Source organism: Streptomyces incanus (genome assembly GCF_042656345.1).
In the GTDB taxonomy this organism is placed as follows: Bacteria; Actinomycetota; Actinomycetes; order Streptomycetales; family Streptomycetaceae; genus Streptomyces; species Streptomyces incanus.
The window spans coordinates 46525-62389 of sequence record NZ_JBHSPC010000093.1; the positions used below are offsets into that span (position 1 = coordinate 46525).

The following is a 15865-nucleotide window of genomic DNA, read 5'->3' on the forward strand; positions in this document are numbered from 1 at the left end:
CGTCTCAGGAAACATGCCATTCCCTCGGGTGCCGACCGACACCCGGTGCCGAACTAACTCTGCGGGTGCGAAGTCTGCGGTTGGTCGAGTTCCTTGGGTCCGTAGTGGGCGACTGCCGCTCCTGTTTCCAAGGCCCAGTAGCGGTCTCCGTATGACCAGTGCCACCACTCTGTGGGGTAGTTGACCAGGCCGGCAGCGGTGAGGGCGGTACTCAGGATGCCCCGGTGGGAACGAGCCTTGTCGCTGATGTTGTCGGCCTTCGTGTAACAGGCGCCCGCACTCTCCTCCGGAGTCGCGTTCATACGCGTACCCATGTCGAGTTCGCACCCGTCGTCATCGGCAAGCGTCAGGTCAACAGCTGCCCCGGCGCTGTGCGGTGCGATCTCGGGAGGGGACACGTAGCGGCTGGCTGCCGAGCGAACCTGCTCAGCGGCCCACTCCGGATGTTCAGCACGCAGTTGGGCTGCGTATTTGTCGAAGTAGTGGCGCTGAAGGGACGGTGGACGATACCCCTCGACGAACAGCAGCCGCATCCCTTGAGGTAGCTGTGCCTGTGCTTTGAGGAGACGGTCGAGCACTCCTTCCCGCAGGTAGGCGAAGGCGCCGGCGGAGTCCTGCCACTTCCGCTTGTCGACCAGCAGGTGACCATCTCGTCGCAGATCCACGAGCCGTTCACCGCATTCCTGAACAGGCACGGCTGTGACCTTCGGGTCGGACATCAGAACGATCTCAGTCATGACGCGATCATCTCGTGGCCTTGCGCCCCTCCAGCCGGGATCTTCCGAGCCGCCGTGATGACGCGCTTCCCGAATCGGGTCAGTTTCATGACCATGCCGCGTTCAGCTCGTTCGAGCAAGGGTTGTCCGAGATCCCTTTCGATGTGGTTAATCTGGATCACCAGCGTGGACTGGTGAATGCCGAGGTCTCGCGCAGCTCCGGTGAGGGACTGCAAAACGTTCGGTGTAACTCCCGATCATGGAAGATGCATCGATGACCAGCAACAACATGACCGAGGCCGAGCCCGTCGAGCCGTCTGAGGCGGCGCCGGCAAAGTCTGTGGACGGCCAGTTGATTGACGGGCTGGTGGGCCGGGCTCGGGCCGAGGGCCTTCAGCTGACCGGCGAGGGAGGACTGCTCCAGCAGCTGACCAAGCGGCTCCTGGAGTCCGCTCCCGAGGGCGAGATCACCGACCATCCCGGCTATGACAAGCACGATCCGGCCGGGAAGAACGGCGGCAACTCATGCAACGGCACCCGTGCCAAGAGCGTGCTCACCGACATCGGCCCGGTCGAGATAGCCGTTCCCCGCGACCGGGAAGGCAGCTTCGAGCCGAGGATCGTCAAGAAGCGGCAGAAGCGCCTGACCGGCGTGGACGAGATGGTCATCTCGCTCGCTGCGAAGGGCCTGACGACCGGTGAGGTCCAGGCTCACCTTGCGGAGGCCTATGGCGCCGACATATCCCGCCAGACGATCTCCACGATCACCGACAAGGTCCTCGAGGGCATGGCCGAGTGGCAGAACCGGCCGCTCGACGCCGTCTATCCAGTGGTCTTCATCGACGCGATCCACGTGAAGATCCGGGTTCTGGCGACGATCTTGTGATCCGGACGGCCGGGCACGTTGCTCCGCCTGTTCGCAATCATGCATCGCGTGCTCTCGTGATGTGCTCCTGGGGCTGTTCCCGTATCTGTCCGCGTTGCAGATCGAGGAGGTTGACCGGCGGCCGGGCGGGATCGTGTTGGGGACGCGGGTGCGGACAGCGACCGCGACCTGCAGATGTGGTCGGAGCTCTGGGCGGGTGCATGGCCGGTATGTGCGGCAGCTGCACGACGCCGCGGTCGGCGGTCTCGGCGTCGTGATCGAGTTGTGCGTCCGCCGCTTCCGTTGCGAGAACCCCGCCTGCACCGCTGTGACGTTCGCCGAGCAGGTTGCGGACTTCCTCCACCCCGGCACCGCGCTCGGCCCGAGGCGGTACGCACCGGTGTTCCTCGAGCACGGCCCGAGGCGCCCGCACCGCACCGAAAGTCACCGCCCACCCGGCCCGGGAGCGGGCGGGCGGTGACTTTCGGTGCCGCCCCGGGCAGGCGCAGGGAGTCTTTGCGGTTCCTGGTGGGTGACCGCGATGGCAGGTCCGGTGCGGCGTGCGACGCGGTCTTCACGGCCGAGGAGCTGGAGGTGATCTTGAGTGCCCCGCGGGCTCCTCGGCTGAAGGTGCTGTCACGTTGTCGGGTGGGTCGGTGTCTGACGGTGTGCCGGGGGCGTGGTGGGCTTGCGGTCCGGTCCTGTGTTCAGGCCGTGGTGGGCCGGTCGGCGCCGGTGATCTGGCCCCGGATCGCGAAGCGGATGGCCCTCTCGGCTCGGTAACCGTGCGCGCTCATCAGGTGGCGGCGGGGCCGGAAGTGGGGGTGCGATACCGCTGAACGCGGACAGGAACCGCCACGCCCCGCCGACCGAGCGGAAGCCCTTCATCGCGCGTTCACGCCGGCGAGTGGGCCGGCGAGAGTTCTCCGCCCGGTTATTGAGGTGCTTCGACTGCCGGTGCTCGACAGAGGGCATGACCTCACGGTGGGCCGCGCCGTAGGAGCGCAGCCTGTCCGTGACAACCACCCGCGGCACCGAGCAGGTCTTCTTGAGCAGTTCGCGGAAGAACCGCCGGGCCGCGGCGGTGTCCCGCCGGTTCTGCACGAGAATGTCGAGAACGTTGCCGTCCTGGTCGACGGCCCGACACAGGTACTTCAGCTCCCTGTTGAGCCTGACGAAGACCTCGTCCAGGTGCCATTTGTCCCGGGCCGGGGCCGGCGGCGGCACAGTCCGTTCGCGTAAGCCTGGCCGAACGTGGCGCACCAGCGCCGCACCGTCCCATAGGAAACGACCACACCGCGCTCGGGCATCAGCTCCTCCGCCTCACGGAAGCCGAGCGGGAAGCGGAAGTACAGCCACACGCAGTGCGAGATCACCTCGACCGGGTACCGATGCCCCCCGTACGACGGCGCGCTGCCCACGGACGACCCCTCCCAGCCCGATCAACCAGAAGATCACCCCACCCGGTCAGTCAACGTGACAGTGTCCGACGCACTGGTGCTCGACGCTCCAGAGCACCGGCTGCACCACCTCGTCGGGTCCGTACCGGCGTGGATGGCCCGCCACGCGCACTGCCCCGTCGTCATCGTGCCCTGCCCCTGCTCCACGGGTGGTCGGCATGGCGGGGCGGGGGCGCCGGACGCGGCGGCCTTCTCGGTCGTGAGTAGCTGACGCACCGCTGCGGCCTGCTTCCGGTCAGGTGGGCGCGTAGTGTGACAAGCCAGGGCGGCATGATGACGGCGTCCAACGGCGCCGGGAGGAAGCACCATGGCGCACAATCCATCGCAGCGATGGGGGCGGGGCCGGGCCAGGGGCGGCGCGGTCGCGCGGCCGCCGCAGCGTGCTCTGGACCGGCACCGGCTGCGGCATCTGCTGGACGCGGTCGGGGCGGTCAGCACCGACATGGAGACGCGCACCGTGCTGCACCGCATCGTGGAAGCGGCCACCGACCTCGTTGCCGCGCGCTACGGGGCACTGGGTGTGCTCGACGAGAGCGGCAAGGTCATCGACCTGATCACCGTGGGCATCGATGATCCGAAGGCGTGCGCTGTCATGGGCCTGCCGCAGGGGCATGGCCTGCTGCACACCATGGTGGACGACCGGGAGTCGTTGCGGGTGGCGGATGTGTCCACGCACCCTCGTTCGGCCGGTTTTCCGCCCGGGCACCCGGTCATGCGGACGCTGCTGGGCGTTCCGCTCATGGTGCGCGACACGGTCTACGGTGACCTCTACATCGCCGACAAGATGGACGGTACGCCTTTCGATGACGACGACGAGGGCCTGCTGACGGCGTTGGCCAGTGCCGCGGGCGTCAGCCTGGAAAACGCCCGCCTGTACGAGCACCTCAAACGCGCCGCCGAGCACTTCCAGCGCCGTATGCTGCCGGTCCTTCCCGACCTGGCGCCACTTCAGGCCGCCGCCCGTTATGAGCCCGCCTCCGAGCTGCCCAGGCTGGGTGGGGACTGGTACGACGCCATGGTTCTGCCCGATGGCGCCACCTGTGTGGTGGTGGGCGACGTGACCGGCCACAACGTGGAGGCCGCTCCGCTGATGGGGCAGATCCGTAACATGCTGCGGGCGATCGCCCTCGACCGGTGCGGGCCGCCCGACCAGGTCGTGTCCCGGCTGGACCGCGCACTGACGATGTTCGCCGACCTGCCCACGGCCACCCTGGTGTTCGGTCGCATCGAGCGCAGTGGTGGAGAGGGAGGGCAGTACACGTTCGGCTGGAGCAATGCCGGGCATCTGCCGCCGCTGCTGGTCGGCGCGGACGGCGGCACACGCTACCTGGCACCCGCCCGTCACGGGATTCCGGTGGGCATCGAGGCGTCCGTCCCCCGGTTCAGCCACAAACACCCCCTTCCGCCCTGCAGCACCCTGCTGCTGTTCACCGACGGGCTGGTCGAGCGCCACGACCAGGACATCGACATCGGACTGGACGACCTGGCCGAGCAGGCCGCCCGCCTGGCCACGGCCCCGCTGGAGGAATTGTGCGACGCTCTGATCAGCCGGAGCCGGCAGGTGTTCGACGACGATGTCGCCGTGCTCGCCCTGCGCACGCCCTCGGACGGCCCGGCACGCTGAGAGACCTGAACCCTGCCTCCTGGCGTGCCGGCTCGGCGGGGCACTGGACTGACGGGAGGCGGTCAGGAGGGCAGCAGGGTGCGCAGGGCGTAGGGCGGGATGTCGCCGTGGCCGTAGTAGTCGGCTTCGGTGGGGGTGTCGAGGCGTACCCGCGCGGTGAACCGGATGGGTGCCGACGGGGCCGTCGGCGGTGACGGTGACCTCGCGCGGCAGGCCATCGGCCTCGCTGCCTGCCAGGCCGCGGATGGTGTAGGTCTCCTCGCCGGTCAGGCCGAGAGATTCGCGGCTGTCTCCGGGGCGGACTGCAGGGGCAGGACGCCCAGGCCGATGAGGTCGGAGCGGTGGATGCGCTCGTAGGACTCGGCGAGCACTGCCTTCACGCCCAGCAGGGCGGTGCCCTTGGCAGCCCAGTCGCGCGAGGGGTCAGAGCCGTATTCCTTCCCCGCGATCACCAGCAGTCGGACCTGCTCGTCGGCGTAGCGCACGGGGCGTCGAAGATGGTGGTCTGCTCTCCGTCGGGCAGGTGGCGGGTGACGCCGCCCTCGGTGCCGGGCGCGAGCAGGTTGCGCAGCCGGATGTCGGCGAATGTGCCGCGAATCATCACCTCGTGGTTGCCGCGCCTGAAACCGTTGGAGTTGAGCTCCTTCGGCGCGACGCCGTGTTCGGCAAGGTACCGGCCGGCCGGGGAGTCGCGTTTGACGGCGACTGCGGATGAGGTGTGGCCGGTGGTGACGGAGTCGCCCAGCAGGACGAGGACGCGGGCGCCCTCGATGTCCGCGAGCGGCTGCGGCGTGCGGCTCATGCCGTCAAAGTACGGGCCGGCGCACGGAGGTGGAAACGGGCACTGCCCCACAGTGGGTGGACAGGCACGGTGAGTAGAACGGTGACAGATAGGGGGCGGCGTAGTAGTCGCGGTTCGCCGGCGCCGCATGGGTCGCGTAGGCCACGAAGAGGGCCAGGACGGTGAAGGTGACCGACGGAAAGGCCCACCAGCGCTCCTTGCGCAGCGTCCACGCGGCGACCGTGGCCCGTCCGGGAGGTCGGATGCCCGCCGAGGCGCCTGCTCCCCCCATGACCTGGCCTCCCTTCACCGGTGCTGGGGCTGCCGATCCGGTCAAGCACGGTTTCCCCATGCCGTACGAAGGACGAGTCGTGCGGATACCCGCACGCGGATGGCGTAGGCCCGCCAGCCGGGGCACTCAAGCGGTGATACGACGGGCAGAGAGCACCAGCGAACACCGGAAGGACGTCTGGGATGCCGAAGGTCGCCATCAACGGGCTCGGCCGTATCGGCCGTGCCACGCTGAAGATCCTCCACTATGTGGACGGCTTGGAAGTGGCGGCCGTCAACGACCTCATCGAGGTGGACAACCTCGCCTATCTGCTGGCACACGACAGCGTCTACGGCCGCTACGGCAACACGGTCACGGCGACCGACGGCGGTCTGGACACCGACGGACACCCGGTGCCGGTGTACGCCAAACGCGATCCGGCCCGGCTGCCGTGGAAGGAACTGGGCATCGACCTGGTCCTGGAGTGCACCGGAGCCTTCCGCCGCGAGGAGGAGCTGCGGCGCCACCTTCAGGCGGGGCGCGTTTCGTCATCCTGTCCGCGCCGGCCCGGACCGAGACGGTGGCCACCGTGGTGCACGGCGTGAACCAGACCCCGGACGGCCTGCAGGTCGTCTCCTGCGCGAGCTGCACCACCAACTGCATCACCCCGGTGGTCGAGGTACTGGACCACCGGATCGGGATCGAACGGGCGATCATGTCCACCGTCCACGCCTACACCTCCACCCAGCAGCTGGTCGACGGTCCCAGCCGGGACGTGAGGCGCGGCCGCGCCGCCGGCGTCAACATGGTTCCCGCATCCACCGGGGCGGCACAGGCCGCCCCGCGGGCGCCTCCCGCACTGGCCGGGCGCTTCGACGGGGTGGCGATCCGGGTTCCGGTGCCGGTCGGCCCGATCCCGGACATCGTGGCCGTCACCACCCGGTCCACCACCGCCGAGGAGGTCAACGACATCTTCCGTCAGGAGGCCGACACCGACCGCCACCGCGATGTACTGGCCGTCTCCGAGCAGCCGCTGGTCTCCACCGACATCATCGGCGACCCCAGAGCCTCGGTCATCGACGCCGCGATGACCCGGGTGGTGGACGGCACCCTCGTCAAGATCATGAGCTGGTACGACAACGAGTGGGCTTCACCCACCAGATGGTCCGCGAAGCCCTGTCCGTCCTGGGCGTCAGCCAGCCCCCGTGAGCACCTCCACCACCCGACCTGGCGCGGGGCTGCCCCGCACAGCCGCCGAGAGGATGAACCAGTCGTCCGCGACGGCGAACTCACCGTCGACACGGTGATGGCCCTGACCCTGTCCATCGACCACCGGGCCCTCGACGGGCCCATCGGCGCCGTCTTTCTCACCGACCTCAAGGCACTGCTCGAACAGCCGATGCACATCGTCGTGCAGGAGGACGGCGGTGACCTCGCTCTACAGCCGGACCAGGCAGCGCAGTTGCCCCTCGGCAGCACGCACAGCAACTCTGCCCGCTCGCCCGACCGACGGGACGCGCCCGCCCGAGACCCTGACCCGAACAAGCGGAGACAACACCATGAGTGAAGCCGTCTACCATCCGGCCACCCCTGAGATCGGCCAGCGCCGCGCCGCACTCGCTCCGGCCATCAACGAGGCGTTCGACAACTTCAGCCGCGCCGTCTTCGTGGAAGGCGCGCTGCCGGAGAAGACCAAGCAGTTGATCGCCGTCGCAGTTGCCCACGTGACCCAGTGTCCGTACTGCATCCAGGGGCACACCCGTCTCGCTCAGCGCAAGGGCGCCAGCCCACAGGAGATCATGGAAGCGATCTGGGTCGCGGTCGAGATGCGCGCCGGCGGTGCCTACGCCCACTCCACCCTCGCCCTGCACGCCATGCAGGAGACTGCACCCCATACGCATCCGTGAACCCGTCACAGGATGCCGGACTTTGGACACCCAGCTCGGCGAAGCGGCTTTCCTCAGCCGGAGAAGGGATGCGGCCAGTGCGCGAGGCTGCCGGGCGTCGGAGCGAATTGCGTCGCTTCCGCTGCTGAGGGGTAGATCTCGTAGCTCTCGCGCATGCCGCTCAGATCGAAGATTCTCAGCATCCGGCCGGAGACGGACGCGATACGCAACGAACCCTCGTGTTCACGGATGCGTTTGGTGATCGCCACGATCATGCCCAGCCCCATCGAATCCATGAAGGTGACAAAGCCCAGGTCCAGGACGAAGTGGCGGTGTCCCTCATCGAGGAGCTTGAGCACTCCTTCCCGGATCATGGGGGCGGTGCGGACGTCCACCTCACCGTCGACCTCGACAACACTCCAGCCGTTGATCACGTCGTAGCTCACCATCATGCTCTCGTGCCGGATGATGTTCGTTCGCATTGCCATCCCTCTTCAGTCTCTGCCGCCGAAGTGAGCAGCGCACGATGCCCGGCACAGTGCGGCGGAGACGGCCGACCCGTACCCGATCACGACCTGGACAAGGGCGAGTCAGCGTGAACGGCGGTGACCGCCACCGGCGTCTCACGTGCTGGTCACCGGCTCTTGGCCAGCCACTCCGCGAGGACTGCGGCCTGGCTGTGGTCGACATCCTTGGTAGCGGTCAGCAGCGTGAGCTTGTCGTGCGCCGCCAGGTCACGCAGCTGCCCGGCCGCCTCGCGGTGCCCGGCGTCGCGCAGCTCTGCCAAGTAGCGGCGTCGGAACTCGGTGAAGCGGCTGGGCTCGTGGCCGTACCACTTGCGCAGTTCGCTGGAGGGGGCGACATCACGCAGCCACTCGTCCAGATGCGCGTCCTCTTTGCGCATGCCCCGTGGCCAGACCCGGTCGACCAGCACGCGCTTGCCGTCCTTCGGCGCCGTCTCCTCGTAAACCCTGCAATAGGTGATCTGTTTGGCCATCGTGGTTGCCCTTCCGGATCGGTCGGCCGCCCCGGCCCTGGGCGGAGCGGGCAGCCCCGTGTCCTGCTGTGAAGCGGATGATCCCGACTCGCCCATTTTATCGAGGACAGCTCATGCTGACCCGTCGGGATCCTGCCGGGTCAGCCGGCGCAACCGGCGCCCCGGTACAGAGCGGCGGCGTTCCGTACGGCGTATTGACGAGGAACACGATGTGCCCAGCAGACGTCCCTGCCCGAGTCACCCGATTTTCCCGCGCAAACGGCTCCCCGGGTGAGTTCCCCGGGCGAACTGGACACGGTGATGGCCCCCCTGCCGGGCGTGCCCGCGCCTGTTGGCCTGGCAGGAGGAGGTCACCAGGGTCAAGCGCAGGGCGTTTCGGGACGGGAAGTACTGTGCGCGTCCCGTGCCCGGTTTCAGCCCGGCGGACGCACCGCCGATGATCGTCGGTCGGGCCCCGACCGCGCACGACGGAAACCGCACCGGGCGGATCTCCACCGGTGCCCCGCCCGGCCTTCGGGCACGGTGCCGAAACCCTCCTCACCGACGCAGCCGGTGATCGGCAGGTGCACCTGGTCGGCGGATACCACCCCAGCCGGCGCGACATGTCCCCCCGGACTCCGCCCCCCGGCATGCTGCACGACGTGCTGCACCGGAGCACCGTGATCACCGGGCTGCCACTGGAGCGGCAGCCCCCGCAGGCCGGCACGCCACCCTGACATTGCCTGTTTCTGATTCCGGGCGTGGGAAGGCACTGCCCGACCACAGGTCCTCCCGAGGACGTCGGGTGGCATGGCAGTACGTGTCGTCGACGCCGAGGATCACAAGATCGGGGCCCAGCACCACCTACGGAGCCCTGCCCCGGGAAGTCGTATCCGGTGGCATTTTTCGTTCCACCTCCACGGCTGCGGGAGCCGGGCCGGAGCTCAGGCCGCATGGCTCCCGTGGGCACCGATGCGATGCACGTTCTGCACCGCGAGTTCGTCGCGTTCCTGCGTCGGGGTGAGACGGATGCCGACGTGGTAGTCCGGCACCAGCACCCAGCCGAGGAAGCCGGCGGCGACGGTGCAGGCGACACCGGCCGAGGTGAGCGCGAGATCGAGGGGGCCCCGGTGGCCGGGCCATTCCAGTGGGTGACGTACATCCCCAGGCTGACGGCGAACAGCACGAGCGCGGTGACATTGAGGCCGGCGTGGGCCAGACCGACGGTCTTGGCAGCTGAGCCGCGCGGAATACCGAAGGCTCAGTCGACGAAGCCGGGAAGCGCCGCGAGCAGCGCGCTGCCGACGCCCACGACGTTCAGCGCGATCGCCGGGTTGAGCCGGAACTGGTGCCCGGTGGCCGCATACACGGCGAAGCCCACAAGGGTTCCGGTGTAACAAGCGACCGGGAAGCCGACCAGCATGGTGGGGTGGACGGGGTGACCGGCGATGGTGGCTTTGCTGTACAGGAAGCCTCCCGAAGAAGTGAGTCCCCGTTGTGGAGGTGTCGATCGCTTTCTTCAGCGTCGTGTGCCGGTGGGATCCGCGACCGTGCCGGACGCGGTGCCCGATCCGGCGGGATCAGGATGATGGCCGGCGCCTCATGAGCCCGTCAGGCGCTGGCTCATTTCCTTGATGTAGTGATCACCGTAGGCGGCGGCGACATCGTCGAGGTCGACCAGCGGAGGCAGGTCCATGACCGGCTGCCGCTCGGCAAGATAGAGGGCGGTCTCCTCGATCACCTGCTGCTCGTCGGCCTCTGCCGCATCGAGTTCGCCGACGACGGCCGGGCTCGCCTGGAACCGCGACTCGATCACGCCGCCGCTGTACCGGGCGCGCACCAGATAGTCGTGATCGCCCATCGGCTCGATCTGAAATTGCTCAGGCATGATGGCCGACTACCCGTTGATGCCGTTGAGTATCACGGCGCACGCGGCTTGGTTCACCGTGCAACCCCGGTGTGTCCCGGGCGCCGATCGCCGGACGAGGGGTGCCGGCCGGGCAGTCGGTAGCGCAGGAACAGATAGGACGCCCGGCGCCGGACGTTGATCGGGCCGACTGCCTCGTGCCGCATCGGGAGCAGTTCGAGCCCGGCGAGCAGCCCGTGGCGGATACCGCCTGCACGGCCGGCCAGCACCAGGGAGACGGTCGGGAACAGCTCGTTCAGGTTGCCGGAGCCGACGAACTGCCCGACCACGCGCGGGCCCGTCACGGAGAAGATCGTGGTGTGTCCTCGGGCGCAGCTGGTGTCGAGCACCCGCAGGATGCGCAGTGCCGGGCCGTCGCCGAGGGCAAGGATGGTGCAGGCCGGCGGGGGGTGTCCGGTGAGACGGCCGGCGCCTTGAAGGTGCTGTCACGTTGTTGGGTTTGCAGGTGCCTGACGGTGCGCCGTGGCATGGTGGGGCCCGTGGTACGGGCCTGGGTTCAGGCCGTGGTGGGGCCGGCCGGCAGCGCTGGTGATCTGGTCCCGGATGGCGAAGCGGTGACGCATCTCGGTGCGGTAGCCGGGGGCGGTCATCCGGTGGCGGCGTGGCCGGAAGTGCGGTGAGATCTGGCTGAACGCGGACAGGGATCTCTGGGTTCTGCCGACTGTGCGGAAGCCCTTCATCGCGCGTTCCCGCTGCCTCGTCGGCTGAGGGGAGTTCTCCGCCCGGTGGTTCAGACCCTGGTGGGAACGGTGTTCCATGGAGGACATGACCTCTCGGTGGGCCGCTCGATAGGAGCGCAGCTGGTCGGTGACCATCACCCGCGGCACGGTACGGGTCTTCTTCAGCAGCCTGTGGAAGAAGCGTCGGGCCGCGGCGGTGTCCCGGCGGTTCTGTACCAGGATGTCCGGGACGGTGCCGTCGGCGCCGACGGCCCGCCACCGGTGCTTCCGTTCTCCGTTGATCTTGATGAAGACCTCGTCCAGGTGCCACGTGTCCCCGGGCCGGGGCCGGCGGCGACGCAGCGCGCCGGCGTAGGCCTGCCCGAACGTGGCGCACCAGCGGCGGACGGTCTCGCAGGAGACGACGACCCCGTACTCAGGCATCAGCTCCTCGGCCTCGCGGAAGCTGAGCGGGAAGCGGAAGTACAGCCACACGCAGGGGGAGATGACCTCGACCGGGTGCCGGTGCCCCTGGTACGAGGGCGATGCGCTCCCCACGATGGAGTAGAGCGCCGTCCGCTTCCTCCGGCAACGGACTGCCGCCCACCTCGAGGACCTGCGGAGTGCGCTCGCGGCCCTGCCCCCACGCACGCCTCGCCGCACCGCCTCCGCTGGAGACCGGTGAACCGCGGAAGGACAAAACATGCAACTTGGCATCATCGGCGCAGGGTGATCGGGGCGACGCCGGCGCGCGCATTCGGCGCCGGTGGACACGACGTGCATGGGGCGAACTCCCGGGGCCCTGAGACCGGCGACGCCGCCGCGCTGGAATTCGGGGCGCGCGCGGCGACCGCGGAGGACGCCGCCCAGGGCGAGGACGTCGTCATCCTGTCCGTCCCCTTCGAGCGCAGCCCGGATGTGACCGTCCCCTTCCCGCCACCGTCCCCGCGGTAGCGACCGACTTGCCGCTCGATGCCTCCCACGGGCCGGTGGACAGTGGCGCCGAAATATCCCGGGCTTCGTCAGTGTTCCCGGATACGGGCACGGTCGGCATTCGGCGTGCCCGCTCCACGTACCGGTGTCTGTCTCTCCGAGAGGTCTGCTACCCGTGACCGTCCCACTCTCCATCCTCGACCTGGCGCAGATCGGCGAGGGCGAAACCGCCGCCGACAGCTTCCAGGCCAGCGTGACCATGGCCCAGCACGCCGAGGAGTGGGGCTACCGGCGGATCTGGTATGCGGAACACCACAACATGCCGACCATCGCGTCCTCGGCGACCAGCGTGCTCATCGCGCACATCGCCGCGCATACGCGGACCATCCGCCTCGGCGCCGGCGGCATCATGCTGCCCAATCACGCACCGCTGCCGATCGCCGAACAGTTCGGAACCCTGGCGACGCTGCATCCCGGCCGCATCGACCTGGGCCTGGGCCGGGCACCGGGCAGCGACCAGCAGACGATGCGTGCGCTGCGCCGCGACCCCGGGTCGGCGGACACCTTCCCGCAGGACGTGCTGGAGCTGCAGGGCTACTTGGCAGGCGAGTCCCGCATCCCAGGTGTCGACGCCACACCGGGCAAGGGCACCAACGTGCCGCTGTACATTCTCGGTTCGTCCCTGTTCGGCGCGAAGCTCGCCGCCGCGCTCGGGCTTCCGTACTCCTTCGCCTCCCACTTCGCCCCGAACGCGCTGCGGGACGCTGTCGCCCTCTACCGACGCGAATTCCAGCCGTCGGCGCAACTGGACAAGCCGTACGTCATCGCCGGCGTCAACGTCATCGCGGCGGACACGACGGAAGACGCCCAGGAGCATTTCCACGCCACGAAGCGCCACCGCGTGACCCAGATGCTCGGCCGAGGCGGCCGGACGTTCACGCCGGAGGAGGCGGACATGATCCTCGAGACCACCGCCGGACAGCAGGTTCTGCAAATGCTCCAGTACACCGCCGTCGGCAACCCCGCCGAGGTCAAGGATTACCTGGGCCGCTTCACCGAGCTCACCCAGGCGGACGAGCTGATCATCGTATCCTCGGTCATCGACAGGAAGGCCTGGCTGAGGTCGCTGGAGCTGCTGGCGGAAATCAGCGGACAGGCATCCGCCTGACGGGCCAGGGAACTGTTGAAAATAACTCCTCGGTTCCGGGTACGGGTTCATCGGCTCAGCGCGTGGCCGGCGATGGCGGCGAGTTGGTCGGCCGTGGTCACGGTGATGGCGCCAGTGGGGATGGTGCGGTCAAGGGCCTGGAGGACTCAGGTGGCCTCGCGGGCGACGGACGCCCCGATCAGCGCCTTGGAGGTGCCCAGGAGTGCCGCGAGTGGCGGTTGAGGAACATCCCAGCGGCTCTTGAGCATGCCGAAGTTTCCCCGACCCATGGCAGAGACAACAAGTCAGACGCGAGCCTGACACCTGGCCCTGCACTTGCCGATAACCCCATCCGCGCTGGTCGGAGCTGGTGTGCGGGGTGTACGGGATGTCGAGCGTGGTTGGTCGAGTCCGCGCCGTCGGGCAGTGCCTTGGACAGTTCCCAGGTCACCGCCTGGGGCCGCATCGGGTGCCCGAGCCGGCGGCCTGCTCACCGATCAGCTCCCACCACCGCCGGTAGGTGGCCTGGGCGCGCTCCAGGAACGAGCGGTCGCTCTTGCGCTCCAACAGGGGAAGCAGACGTTCCAGGTCGGCTTGGGCGTGGCCGACCAAGCCGACCTCCACGGGGTAGCGCATGCCGATGCGGTCAGCGTTGAGGTCGATCTGCACCCCGCGGCCTGGTCCGGCTTGGGCCAGAACTCGTGAAACGGAGTGGAGGAGCCACAATGAGGAACCCGTCGCAGGTCTCGAACGCCTCGTGCGAGGCACGAGTGCCGATCAGACCCATGCCGCCGGTGGTGTAGGGGCTGTCGTCCGGCACGCAGTCCTTGCCCAGGGCCGCCTTGACGATCGGCGCACCGAGCACCTCGGCCACCTGCTCCAGCGCCTCGCCGGCGCCGCGCGCTCCCGCACTCGCACCCGCACTCGCACCCGCACCCGCACCCGCGCAGATGGCGACCCGCTCGCAGGCGTTGAGTACCGCCGCTGCGGCCCGCAGTCGCTCGCCGGGGGGCAGGACGGTGAACGGCTGCGGCGCCAGGGACAGGTGGCCGGGGACGTTCTTGGGTGAGGCCACATCCTGACCGGGGTGAAAGACTGCACGTCGTTGGGGAGGGCCAGGTGCGCAGAGGCGCGGTTCATCGGGGCGCTGCGCACCGGCGAGACCGGCGTCGGCCGTGCTGCGGGTGGCCCGGCCCGTGCGGGCTGCGTAGTCCTGCGCGGTGAAGGCTGCCAGTGGGTGGGTCATGGCGCCGCCTCGTCTACGTGTCGCCGTGCCCCTGCGTGAGTGCTTCGCCGACCACCAGGCCGATGGCGAGGGCGGTGACGATCGTGACCAGCTTCAGCAGGTCCTGGAAACCCTCGACGTAGCCGCCGGCCAGAGTGGTCAGGCCGCGCATGCCGAGGGAGCCGACGGTGAGCGTGAAGAAGCCGGGCAGGATCAGGATCAGCCGGGGCGGGCGGCGCGGCCCGCGCGCGATCAGCGTGGCCGCGGCGGCGAGGGCGACCGCGGCGACGAAGGTGCCGCCCGTCTGCCCGGCGAGTTTCGTGAACGCCGACTGCACGCCGACGGTGACGTAGACGAGCAGGAGCAGCGGCCAGAAGAAGCGCAGGGGGATCGCGAAGGCGAGCAGGGTGCCCGCTGTGAAGACGATCCAGGCCAGGAACAGCGCCCACCGGGGCAGATCGGAGTGGGCGGCGACGTCGAAGAGGGCGTGGGGGGAGGAGCCGGCGAAGAGGACGCCGAGCAGAACACCGACATACAGCTGGACCAGTAGGAAGACGGAGTAGACGAGCCGTATCGCACCGGTGGTGATCAGACCGGCGACCAGCTCGGCGGTCGCCGCGCTCAAGTAGTCGCCGGGGACGAAGTAGAACAGCGCCGGGAGCATCAGCAGGACGGGACCGCCGTGCGCAGGGCCGTCGGCGAACAGTTCGATCGTGACGACGGAGACCGCCGTCGACACCGTGAGCGGAAGGAACCGGCGCAGCCGGGGCACGCGGTCGGCGGTGACCGCGAGAGCCGCGGCGAGCGCGCCCAGCACGGCCGTGGTGGCGATCTCGTACCAGGTGGGCTGCATCAACGGCGCGAAACCCAGCGCGAACAGCACGATGCCGAGGAACTTCAGCCACCACGGGTACGGCATCGGCGCCCCCTCGATCTCCACCAGCCTGCGGTCGGCCTCCACGAGCCTGATCCGGCCTGCCCGCACGTCGGCGAGGAACGGTTTGAGCGCGGCGACCTGGTCGAGGCGGAAGACCTCCGGGAAGCCGCGCACGATGACGACGCGGGTACCGCCGTCCGCCGCGGTGACCGTGAGCACCGCCGCCTCCGGCACCAGCAGCAGGGACGCGGCACAGCCGAAGGCACGGGCACTGTCGGCCACGGCTCGCTCGACGAGATGGGCGCCCTCGCCGGACGAGCGCAGCAGCAGGCCGGTCAGCCGGGCCAGGAACGCCGTGAGGCCGTCGAGATCCGCGACCGATCGCTGCTCCACGCCCGCCTCCAACGCCCGCATCCTCGCTCCGGGGCCAGGAGTTCCTGCTTACACGGACGGCTGACTCTGGGCATCTCGAGCAGCACGGCCCTGTCACCCGAACGGCCCATTCGTCCTGTGTCCGG

Annotated in this window: 19 protein-coding genes and 5 pseudogenes; 9 read left to right on the plus strand and 15 right to left on the minus strand. The window is 69.0% G+C overall.

Annotated features, from left to right (window positions below):
• Window positions 1–53: 53 nt before the first annotated feature.
• Window positions 54–737, minus strand: coding sequence for a M15 family metallopeptidase (locus tag ACFP2V_RS27360; protein ID WP_381217850.1), 684 nt, complete (start codon window positions 735–737; stop codon window positions 54–56).
• The gene (locus ACFP2V_RS27365) at window positions 734–952 is read right to left on the minus strand and encodes a LysR family transcriptional regulator (protein ID WP_381217852.1); all 219 of its coding nucleotides are present in this window, start codon (window positions 950–952) and stop codon (window positions 734–736) included. Before ACFP2V_RS27365 ends, ACFP2V_RS27360 begins: the two co-directional genes overlap by 4 nt.
• A gap of 38 nt (window positions 953–990) precedes the next feature.
• Here ACFP2V_RS27365 and ACFP2V_RS27370 point away from each other — a divergent pair.
• Together ACFP2V_RS27370 and ACFP2V_RS27375 are read left to right on the plus strand one after the other, a co-directional pair.
• Window positions 991–1581, plus strand: a pseudogene (locus tag ACFP2V_RS27370) (transposase); the annotation flags it as partial.
• A 169-nt stretch (window positions 1582–1750) separates the two neighbouring features.
• Window positions 1751–2062: a transposase family protein gene (locus tag ACFP2V_RS27375; RefSeq protein ID WP_381217907.1), complete on the plus strand. Its 312-nt coding sequence runs from the start codon at window positions 1751–1753 to the stop codon at window positions 2060–2062.
• A 226-nt stretch (window positions 2063–2288) separates the two neighbouring features.
• Here ACFP2V_RS27375 and ACFP2V_RS27380 read toward each other — a convergent pair.
• A pseudogene (locus tag ACFP2V_RS27380) lies at window positions 2289–3002 on the minus strand (IS6 family transposase).
• Window positions 3003–3348: 346 nt separating this feature from the next.
• On the opposite strand from ACFP2V_RS27380, the gene ACFP2V_RS27385 reads away from it, so the two are divergent.
• Window positions 3349–4665: a PP2C family protein-serine/threonine phosphatase gene (locus ACFP2V_RS27385; RefSeq protein WP_381217854.1), complete on the plus strand. Its 1317-nt coding sequence runs from the start codon at window positions 3349–3351 to the stop codon at window positions 4663–4665.
• A gap of 62 nt (window positions 4666–4727) precedes the next feature.
• Here the strand turns inward: ACFP2V_RS27385 and acnA are convergent.
• Window positions 4728–5482 (minus strand): annotated as a pseudogene (acnA, locus tag ACFP2V_RS27390) (aconitate hydratase); the annotation flags it as partial.
• On the minus strand, window positions 5472–5738 hold the full coding sequence (locus tag ACFP2V_RS27395; RefSeq protein ID WP_381217856.1) for a hypothetical protein: 267 nt from the start codon (window positions 5736–5738) through the stop codon (window positions 5472–5474). The gene ACFP2V_RS27395 and the pseudogene acnA, both read right to left, overlap by 11 nt.
• A 182-nt stretch (window positions 5739–5920) precedes the next feature.
• Here ACFP2V_RS27395 and ACFP2V_RS27400 point away from each other — a divergent pair, with 182 nt between their 5' ends.
• Genes ACFP2V_RS27400 through ACFP2V_RS27410 form a run of 3 tightly spaced genes read left to right on the plus strand, consistent with a single transcriptional unit; the run spans window position 5921 to window position 7624 of the window.
• The gene (locus ACFP2V_RS27400; RefSeq protein ID WP_381217858.1) at window positions 5921–6322 is read left to right on the plus strand and encodes a glyceraldehyde 3-phosphate dehydrogenase NAD-binding domain-containing protein; all 402 of its coding nucleotides are present in this window, start codon (window positions 5921–5923) and stop codon (window positions 6320–6322) included.
• On the plus strand, window positions 6319–7284 hold the full coding sequence (locus tag ACFP2V_RS27405) for a 2-oxo acid dehydrogenase subunit E2 (RefSeq protein ID WP_381217860.1): 966 nt from the start codon (window positions 6319–6321) through the stop codon (window positions 7282–7284). Before ACFP2V_RS27400 ends, ACFP2V_RS27405 begins: the two co-directional genes overlap by 4 nt.
• On the plus strand, window positions 7277–7624 hold the full coding sequence (locus tag ACFP2V_RS27410; RefSeq protein WP_381217862.1) for a carboxymuconolactone decarboxylase family protein: 348 nt from the start codon (window positions 7277–7279) through the stop codon (window positions 7622–7624). Before ACFP2V_RS27405 ends, ACFP2V_RS27410 begins: the two co-directional genes overlap by 8 nt.
• 53 nt (window positions 7625–7677) lie before the next feature.
• Here ACFP2V_RS27410 and ACFP2V_RS27415 read toward each other — a convergent pair whose 3' ends face one another.
• Both ACFP2V_RS27415 and ACFP2V_RS27420 read right to left on the minus strand, forming a co-directional pair.
• Complete coding sequence (locus tag ACFP2V_RS27415; RefSeq protein ID WP_381217864.1) at window positions 7678–8085, minus strand: STAS domain-containing protein; 408 nt, start codon at window positions 8083–8085, stop codon at window positions 7678–7680.
• Window positions 8086–8237: 152 nt separating this feature from the next.
• A complete protein-coding gene (locus tag ACFP2V_RS27420) occupies window positions 8238–8600 on the minus strand; it encodes a DUF488 domain-containing protein (protein ID WP_381217866.1) in 363 nt (120 codons plus the stop codon).
• 497 nt (window positions 8601–9097) lie between these two features.
• Between ACFP2V_RS27420 and ACFP2V_RS27425 the strand changes: the two genes are divergently transcribed.
• Window positions 9098–9316 (plus strand): uracil-DNA glycosylase family protein, encoded by a 219-nt coding sequence (locus ACFP2V_RS27425; protein WP_381217868.1) that lies wholly within the window; start codon window positions 9098–9100, stop codon window positions 9314–9316.
• A gap of 524 nt (window positions 9317–9840) precedes the next feature.
• On the opposite strand, the gene ACFP2V_RS27430 is transcribed toward ACFP2V_RS27425, so the two are convergent.
• From ACFP2V_RS27430 to ACFP2V_RS27445, 4 genes and pseudogenes are all read right to left on the minus strand, one after another.
• Entirely contained in the window at window positions 9841–10047 is a 207-nt protein-coding gene (locus tag ACFP2V_RS27430) for a DUF2231 domain-containing protein (RefSeq protein WP_381217909.1), read from the minus strand.
• 132 nt (window positions 10048–10179) lie between these two features.
• Entirely contained in the window at window positions 10180–10467 is a 288-nt protein-coding gene (locus ACFP2V_RS27435; protein WP_381217870.1) for a hypothetical protein, read from the minus strand.
• 53 nt (window positions 10468–10520) lie between these two features.
• Complete coding sequence (locus ACFP2V_RS27440; protein ID WP_381217872.1) at window positions 10521–10790, minus strand: hypothetical protein; 270 nt, start codon at window positions 10788–10790, stop codon at window positions 10521–10523.
• A gap of 225 nt (window positions 10791–11015) precedes the next feature.
• A pseudogene (locus ACFP2V_RS27445) lies at window positions 11016–11723 on the minus strand (IS6 family transposase); the annotation flags it as partial.
• Window positions 11724–11942: 219 nt separating this feature from the next.
• Between ACFP2V_RS27445 and ACFP2V_RS27450 the strand changes: the two are divergent.
• The gene (locus tag ACFP2V_RS27450) at window positions 11943–12119 is read left to right on the plus strand and encodes an NAD(P)-binding domain-containing protein (RefSeq protein WP_381217876.1); all 177 of its coding nucleotides are present in this window, start codon (window positions 11943–11945) and stop codon (window positions 12117–12119) included.
• A 154-nt stretch (window positions 12120–12273) separates the two neighbouring features.
• Window positions 12274–13266, plus strand: coding sequence for an LLM class flavin-dependent oxidoreductase (locus tag ACFP2V_RS27455; protein WP_381217878.1), 993 nt, complete (start codon window positions 12274–12276; stop codon window positions 13264–13266).
• 47 nt (window positions 13267–13313) lie between these two features.
• Here ACFP2V_RS27455 and ACFP2V_RS38730 read toward each other — a convergent pair.
• From ACFP2V_RS38730 to ACFP2V_RS27475, 4 genes and pseudogenes are all read right to left on the minus strand, one after another.
• A pseudogene (locus ACFP2V_RS38730) lies at window positions 13314–13514 on the minus strand (ISAzo13 family transposase); the annotation flags it as partial.
• A 178-nt stretch (window positions 13515–13692) separates the two neighbouring features.
• On the minus strand, window positions 13693–13881 hold the full coding sequence (locus ACFP2V_RS27465) for a hypothetical protein (RefSeq protein WP_381217883.1): 189 nt from the start codon (window positions 13879–13881) through the stop codon (window positions 13693–13695).
• 10 nt (window positions 13882–13891) lie between these two features.
• Window positions 13892–14320 (minus strand): hypothetical protein, encoded by a 429-nt coding sequence (locus ACFP2V_RS27470; RefSeq protein ID WP_381217885.1) that lies wholly within the window; start codon window positions 14318–14320, stop codon window positions 13892–13894.
• Between the two features lie 184 nt (window positions 14321–14504).
• Window positions 14505–15740: a threonine/serine exporter family protein gene (locus ACFP2V_RS27475; RefSeq protein ID WP_381217887.1), complete on the minus strand. Its 1236-nt coding sequence runs from the start codon at window positions 15738–15740 to the stop codon at window positions 14505–14507.
• Window positions 15741–15865: the final 125 nt, after the last annotated feature.

Excerpts from the sequence above, each read along its gene's own strand:
- ACFP2V_RS27395 (WP_381217856.1), bottom strand. The coding sequence starts at position 5,738 with ATGGGGGGAGCAGGCGCCTCGGCGGGCATCCGACCTCCCGGACGGGCC.
- ACFP2V_RS27435 (WP_381217870.1), bottom strand. The coding sequence starts at position 10,467 with ATGCCTGAGCAATTTCAGATCGAGCCGATGGGCGATCACGACTATCTG.
- ACFP2V_RS27415 (WP_381217864.1), bottom strand. The coding sequence starts at position 8,085 with ATGCGAACGAACATCATCCGGCACGAGAGCATGATGGTGAGCTACGAC.
- ACFP2V_RS27385 (WP_381217854.1), top strand. The coding sequence starts at position 3,349 with ATGGCGCACAATCCATCGCAGCGATGGGGGCGGGGCCGGGCCAGGGGC.
- ACFP2V_RS27420 (WP_381217866.1), bottom strand. The coding sequence starts at position 8,600 with ATGGCCAAACAGATCACCTATTGCAGGGTTTACGAGGAGACGGCGCCG.
- ACFP2V_RS27360 (WP_381217850.1), bottom strand. The coding sequence starts at position 737 with ATGACTGAGATCGTTCTGATGTCCGACCCGAAGGTCACAGCCGTGCCT.
- ACFP2V_RS27410 (WP_381217862.1), top strand. The coding sequence starts at position 7,277 with ATGAGTGAAGCCGTCTACCATCCGGCCACCCCTGAGATCGGCCAGCGC.
- ACFP2V_RS27400 (WP_381217858.1), top strand. The coding sequence starts at position 5,921 with ATGCCGAAGGTCGCCATCAACGGGCTCGGCCGTATCGGCCGTGCCACG.
- ACFP2V_RS27465 (WP_381217883.1), bottom strand. The coding sequence starts at position 13,881 with ATGCGCTACCCCGTGGAGGTCGGCTTGGTCGGCCACGCCCAAGCCGAC.